The sequence below is a fragment of the Polaromonas sp. CG_9.7 genome, from assembly GCF_015752205.1.
GTDB lineage: Bacteria > Pseudomonadota > Gammaproteobacteria > Burkholderiales > Burkholderiaceae_C > Polaromonas.
The window spans coordinates 1-4,985 of record NZ_JADOVG010000038.1 but is presented as its reverse complement, the minus strand read 5'-3'; the positions used below and the strand labels follow the sequence as shown (position 1 = coordinate 4,985).

General features: G+C 58.0%; 6 protein-coding genes. 2 read left to right on the top strand and 4 right to left on the bottom strand.

The window, feature by feature from the left end; genetic code table 11:
- Positions 1–69: 69 nt before the first annotated feature.
- The 3 genes from IWX87_RS19330 to IWX87_RS19320 form a co-directional block, all read right to left on the bottom strand.
- The gene (locus tag IWX87_RS19330; RefSeq protein WP_196865125.1) at positions 70–285 is read right to left on the bottom strand and encodes a hypothetical protein; all 216 of its coding nucleotides are present in this window, start codon (positions 283–285) and stop codon (positions 70–72) included.
- A gap of 130 nt (positions 286–415) precedes the next feature.
- A complete protein-coding gene (locus IWX87_RS19325) occupies positions 416–1,423 on the bottom strand; it encodes an AAA family ATPase (RefSeq protein ID WP_196865124.1) in 1,008 nt (335 codons plus the stop codon).
- A 432-nt stretch (positions 1,424–1,855) separates the two neighbouring features.
- On the bottom strand, positions 1,856–2,242 hold the full coding sequence (locus IWX87_RS19320) for an H-NS family nucleoid-associated regulatory protein (protein WP_196865123.1): 387 nt from the start codon (positions 2,240–2,242) through the stop codon (positions 1,856–1,858).
- 281 nt (positions 2,243–2,523) lie between these two features.
- Here IWX87_RS19320 and IWX87_RS19315 point away from each other — a divergent pair, with 281 nt between their 5' ends.
- Entirely contained in the window at positions 2,524–2,904 is a 381-nt protein-coding gene (locus IWX87_RS19315; protein ID WP_196865122.1) for a YciI family protein, read from the top strand.
- Positions 2,905–3,093: 189 nt separating this feature from the next.
- Here the strand turns inward: IWX87_RS19315 and IWX87_RS19310 are convergent, their stop codons facing one another.
- Positions 3,094–4,419 carry a TAXI family TRAP transporter solute-binding subunit gene (locus IWX87_RS19310; protein WP_196865121.1) on the bottom strand — a complete coding sequence of 442 codons (1,326 nt, stop codon included), beginning with the start codon at positions 4,417–4,419 and terminating at the stop codon, positions 3,094–3,096.
- Positions 4,420–4,588: 169 nt separating this feature from the next.
- Between IWX87_RS19310 and IWX87_RS19305 the strand changes: the two genes are divergently transcribed.
- On the top strand, positions 4,589–4,985 hold a 397-nt coding region (locus IWX87_RS19305; RefSeq protein WP_196865120.1), incomplete at its 3' end, for an IS6 family transposase.

Below are 4,985 nucleotides of genomic sequence, written 5' to 3'. Positions count from 1 at the left end.
TGCTGCCCCATCACTGGCAGCCTGCGGGCTGACGCTTCGCTAACCCGTAGCATATTTCGACATGCTTATTCAAGATGTCATCGCTGGCCGCTTACCATTCATTAGCTCAATGCCGCTGTGATCCCGAGCCAAGCTTTCAGCAGCCATCTTTACTCCATGCATGCTTTCGAATTCGACCTGCACGCCGATGGCTGTTTGAACGTTAGCTTGCTGCTGTTGAGCTATGAGTGCTTGCTGGGCCACTTCGACTTGTGCAAACTGCTGTCGAAGTTCCGCTGCGTGCATCTGTCGATTTTGCGGCGGAACCACTGTAGGGCTGCCTCCGCCCATTGAAGGCGCTGTAAAGTGCTCTGTTCTGCTGGTGTTTTGAAGAAAGATATGGGGTCGGAGTGCGCCTGTGGCCATAGATATCTAATTATTGTTTTCCATGACCGTCAGTACGCTTTTTTGCAGCCTGCCGGCTTTCCAGTAGCTTCAGCAATGCTGCCGGCACAATCTGGTCGACATCCCGCATAACAGCATCCTTAAGCGTGTCATCTATAGCCCGCGATATGTCGGCATGGCTAAGCCCGCCCGCTGCAGCGACAAGATCGTTCCAGACCTTTTTCGTGCCGCGCATGTAGCGAGCCACTCTCACTTGCAGCAGTTTATGAATTTCGTCAGGCGAGGGAACGTGGTACTCGATCACATCGTCGAAGCGTCGAAAGAGAGCTTGATCCAAAATTTCGGGATGATTGGTCGCAGCCACGATCACGCTGCTTGAGTCGTCTTGCTCAATCATCAACAGAAAACTGTTGAGAATTCGACGAACCTCACCAACATCGTTGGCTAAACCTCGCTGACTGCCGATAGCATCGAACTCGTCGAAGAAATACACCCCCCGCGTTGACTGGACCGCGTCGAAGACCTGTCGCAGTTTCGCAGCCGTCTCACCCATGAATTTTGTGATGAGCGCATCTAGGCGAACAACAAACAAAGGCACCCCCAACTCACCGGCCAGGGCCGCAGCGGTCATTGTCTTTCCTGTTCCAGAAGGTCCCACCAATAGAATTTTTCGACGTGGATGCAACCCATGTTCACGCAGCTTTGTCATGTACCGCTGCTCCTTGAGAACGCGCTGCAAGCTGTGTTCCACGTCATTGGAGAGCACCATATCGCCAAAGCGGCGACTAGGGTAAGAAACACTTAGCAACGAAGCCAGTTCGCCTTTCGGCCTTGCCAGAGGCACTGGAGCAGCCGAAATTTCGTTAGGCACGCGCTTTGCCTTGGCTGCATCGATCAGTTCGCGCATCTCTTCAGCAAGCCGTCCATGACCTTGCTTTGCCTCGTGCGCAGCCACCTGCATCGCTACCGAATAGAAATGGCGATCATCGCCTTCTAGGTGGGAGCGAAGCAGTGCTTTGAGCTGATCTGCGGTTGCCATAGTCTGTGTATTGTCCCGTAACTGTGAAGAAAGCCTAAGAAAAGTTTCCTATCTGGCTTTTGGCTGGGATAACCGCTGATAGTTCCTTCTGGCACAACTGGAAAACTGGCCCATCGAACACCCATGCTCGTATCGGCGTGCGAGTAGTGTCAGCATGAAACATCAACTGGCGAACACATGTACACGAGGAAAAAAATCGACAGAGGGGGGAGAAGTGGGGAAAGCTTTCCATAAAAAGCTGTAGCCCGGAAATGGACCGAACACGAGGACTGTTTGTCCTCGGAAACAAAAAAGCCAACCGCATGGGTTAGCTTCTTTACAAGGTAAACCTTGGTGGCCTGGGGGCAACGAACCACCAATATAAGGATTTTCAATTCTCTGGCCGGGCGGGGGCCATGCGTAAAGAGTCTGCCTTGCGCTTCGTTTGGTTTTTTACTCTGCCACTGTGCTGCCAGAGGCGCTCGCATCTGTCTGTATTAGGAAATCCTCGCGCGTCTTGCCCTGGACCAGCAAAGCATTGAGCCACCCTGGCGCCGGTCCCCGGCCGCTCCACACTTGGCCATCCGGACCCTGGTACTTCGCTGGCGCGGATGAAACCGGCTTTTTGCCCTTGGGCGCGCTTGTAGCCGCCTTGGCCGGCGCTGCCTTGGGCCTGGCAGGCTTGGGCGCTGCACGGCCAAGCTCCTCGGTCGTGATGCCATAGGCCGTCATCTGCTCGCGCAGGTGCGCCAGCACAGCCGGGCGGTTCTTCTTTTGCAGCTCAAGGGCTTGCTTTTCCATCTCGGTAATTTGCTGCCTGAGCTTGATGAGGTCATCCATGATGTGGGTTTTTTCTGAAAAGTTGAACCAGCCCGCATCGTACTGTGCTTGGAGCCCAAGCTCATCCTGGCATGGCTTGTTTTCACCCCTTGCTTGGCTTGCGGCGGTGCGTCTGCTGCCCTCAAACACTCCGCTGGCCTTCATCGACCCTGGCTTGGTATCCGCGGCGGCAAACTCATGGTGATGGCCATGGGAGGTTCCAAGTCCACACCCTGGCGTAGGACCCGCCTGACACCCCGCGACTTTGCCGTCTGATCGCCTGGAACTGACCAGGCAGCAACATGAAATTTTCAACCCACTCACTGGAGGCAGCGATGAAGTTCATGATTTTGGTCAAGTCCAATCCTGATCTCGAGGCGCGTTTGGCCGCGATGAGCCAGGCGCAGATGAAGGAGCAGATGGCCGCGATGGAAGTCTTCAACGAAGCGCTCAGGCAAGCAGGTGTGCTGCAGGACTGCGACGGCCTGCGCCCGAGCCGCGAGGCCAAGCGGGTGCGCTTCGAGGGCCCCTCGCGCACGGTCGTTGACGGACCTTTCGCCGGGGACCTGGTGGCCGGCTACTGGCTGTGGGAGCTGCCATCGCTCGAAGAAGCAGTGGCCTGGGTCAAGCGCTGCCCGAACCCGATGCCTGCGCCCTCGGAAATCGAGATCAGGCCGATATAAGGGCTGTCAGGCCCAGCCGAGGGCAATAAAAGTCAGCGGCACAAACAACCAAACAGGAATGTAATCAACGTAACCCCACCCAACCCCCACCCCGAAAAACCTCCCCTCCCGCCCCCTCATCCCCCTCGCAGGCGCGGGGAGGTCGGGCCAGGGGGGTGGTTTTGATTGAGTTGGTTGAGTTTTGGTAGATTACATTGCACTGTGTAGATGCTGACAGTTCTCCGGCAGGGGTACGGGAGCATTCGGAGAGCTGCATTCTGGGCGGGTGGATTCCGCTGCAACGCGGGCTTCTCGCTGCATCAAGCTTTCCTGGACCATCCGCAAATGAACCCGCAGGCGGTGAAGATCGGCGACGAACGGCCGCGCTACCTTCAGTGACCGCACGGCCAACTCGAGGCTTGACAGGTGGCCGCGCGTCTGCACCAGCTGTGATGCATTGCCATCGAGTTCAAGCTCGCTCTCGATGCTTGCGAGCGATCCGTGCAGCCGGTCAATGCGACGCATGCGCAGCCACCGGTAGGTGCGCGGTGCGAAGCTGATCAGAGGAACCAGCATCGCAAAAATGGGAATAACAAAGAACATGACCCGGTCCAGGAGCGAGGCCAGCCAGAACGATGTGTACTGCCGCCAAAAGCTCGGCCCGTCGCGATAAAAGGCCTGCGCCGTGGGCGACAGCGGCAAGTCGCTGGCTTGCTCGGACGGGTACTCGCCGATACGGTTGAACGGGCCTGGCTGCCAGTGGACTTCGCGCATCGCTTCCAACAGCATGTACTGCAGCGCCGGGTGCAGGTCCTTGCGCACAAGCAGCCGGTTGCGCGAGCCCAGCAGGTCGATATTTTCGCTCGGCACATCACGGCCCAGACTGATAAGGCCTCGCCACAGGACCACGTGCCGAAGTCCCGGAACGGCTTTGGCGATGGCTTCGGCCTGTGCGACGTTCATCATCCGAATGCTGGGCGCATCGAGTGCCCGCTGCAGCAGGGGGCTACCAAGGGATGCCGCAAGGACAACCGCATCCAAACCGCCTGCGATCAGCGCATCGAGCGACTGGGCAGGCTCCATGTCAACGAGCTGCGTTGACGCATCGAGCGCTTGGGTTTCCTGAAGCACTGCACGAATAAGAGGGCGCAGGGCCGTTCCGGCCACGCCGATGGACAGCCGTTTGCCGCGCAACTGGTCAAATCGCGTGATCGGCTCAGCGCCCCGGTAGAACACGAAGATCGGCGCGTCGTACACGCCGCCGAGCGACGCAAGTTCAAGGGCGTCACGGGTTTCGGTAAAACCAAACGTCGTCAGCGCCGCCTGCACGCCGGAAGATGCATCGCGCAGCTGCGCAAGGCCGTCGACCGCACCGGCGGCATGGCGGATTTCAAGCGTGATGCCTTGACGAGCGAGCACCTGTGCGTATTGCCTGGCAAACCCGTCGTACCTGGACCCCGCCGCTCCGGCAACGAGTACGAGCCGGTTGGGGGGCACCGGGTCGAGAACGCGAAAGCCGAGGTACAGCGCGGCCATGAGCAGAGCGGCCGCACTCAAAACGGCGACAGATGAAGCGGGGAAACGGCGCCTGATCTTCATCTGTTCATCGCTTCATCGACATCCTGTTAGAGCAACTTTTACCCGGACAGCCCGTGGGCCGCGTCTTGCGGTTCTGTCGCAATAAGCGTGAACGACAATCCAGCGCATGCTTGATTTCCGCAAAAGTTCAATCAACAGCGCCCTGCGCAAGGTCCTCAAACGGTTTCACTATCCCCTCGAGGTGATGTTGACGTGCGTGCGCTGGTATGTGGCCTATCCGTTGAGCCTGCGCCATGTTGAGGAAATGATGCGGGAACGCGGTGTTTTCGTTGACCACGCTACTGTGCATCGCTGGGCAATCAAGATGGTGCCGGTGCTGGCCGCCGTATTTCGTCGGCGCAAGAACCCCGTTGGCAAGAGTTGGCGGATGGACGAAACCTACATTAAAGTGGCCGGCCAGTGGAAGTACCTTTACCGGGCTGTTGACAGGGCTGGCGATACGGTGGACTTCCTGCTGACTGCCAAGCGAGATATGGCTGCTGCCCGCCGATTTCTGGAACGTG

What these genes read in the sequence shown, in the direction of transcription:
- IWX87_RS19315 (WP_196865122.1), top strand. Translation starts at nt 2,524, where the DNA reads ATGAAATTTTCAACCCACTCACTGGAGGCAGCGATGAAGTTCATGATT.
- IWX87_RS19325 (WP_196865124.1), bottom strand. Translation starts at nt 1,423, where the DNA reads ATGGCAACCGCAGATCAGCTCAAAGCACTGCTTCGCTCCCACCTAGAA.
- IWX87_RS19320 (WP_196865123.1), bottom strand. Translation starts at nt 2,242, where the DNA reads ATGGATGACCTCATCAAGCTCAGGCAGCAAATTACCGAGATGGAAAAG.
- IWX87_RS19310 (WP_196865121.1), bottom strand. Translation starts at nt 4,419, where the DNA reads ATGGCCGCGCTGTACCTCGGCTTTCGCGTTCTCGACCCGGTGCCCCCC.
- IWX87_RS19330 (WP_196865125.1), bottom strand. Translation starts at nt 285, where the DNA reads ATGCACGCAGCGGAACTTCGACAGCAGTTTGCACAAGTCGAAGTGGCC.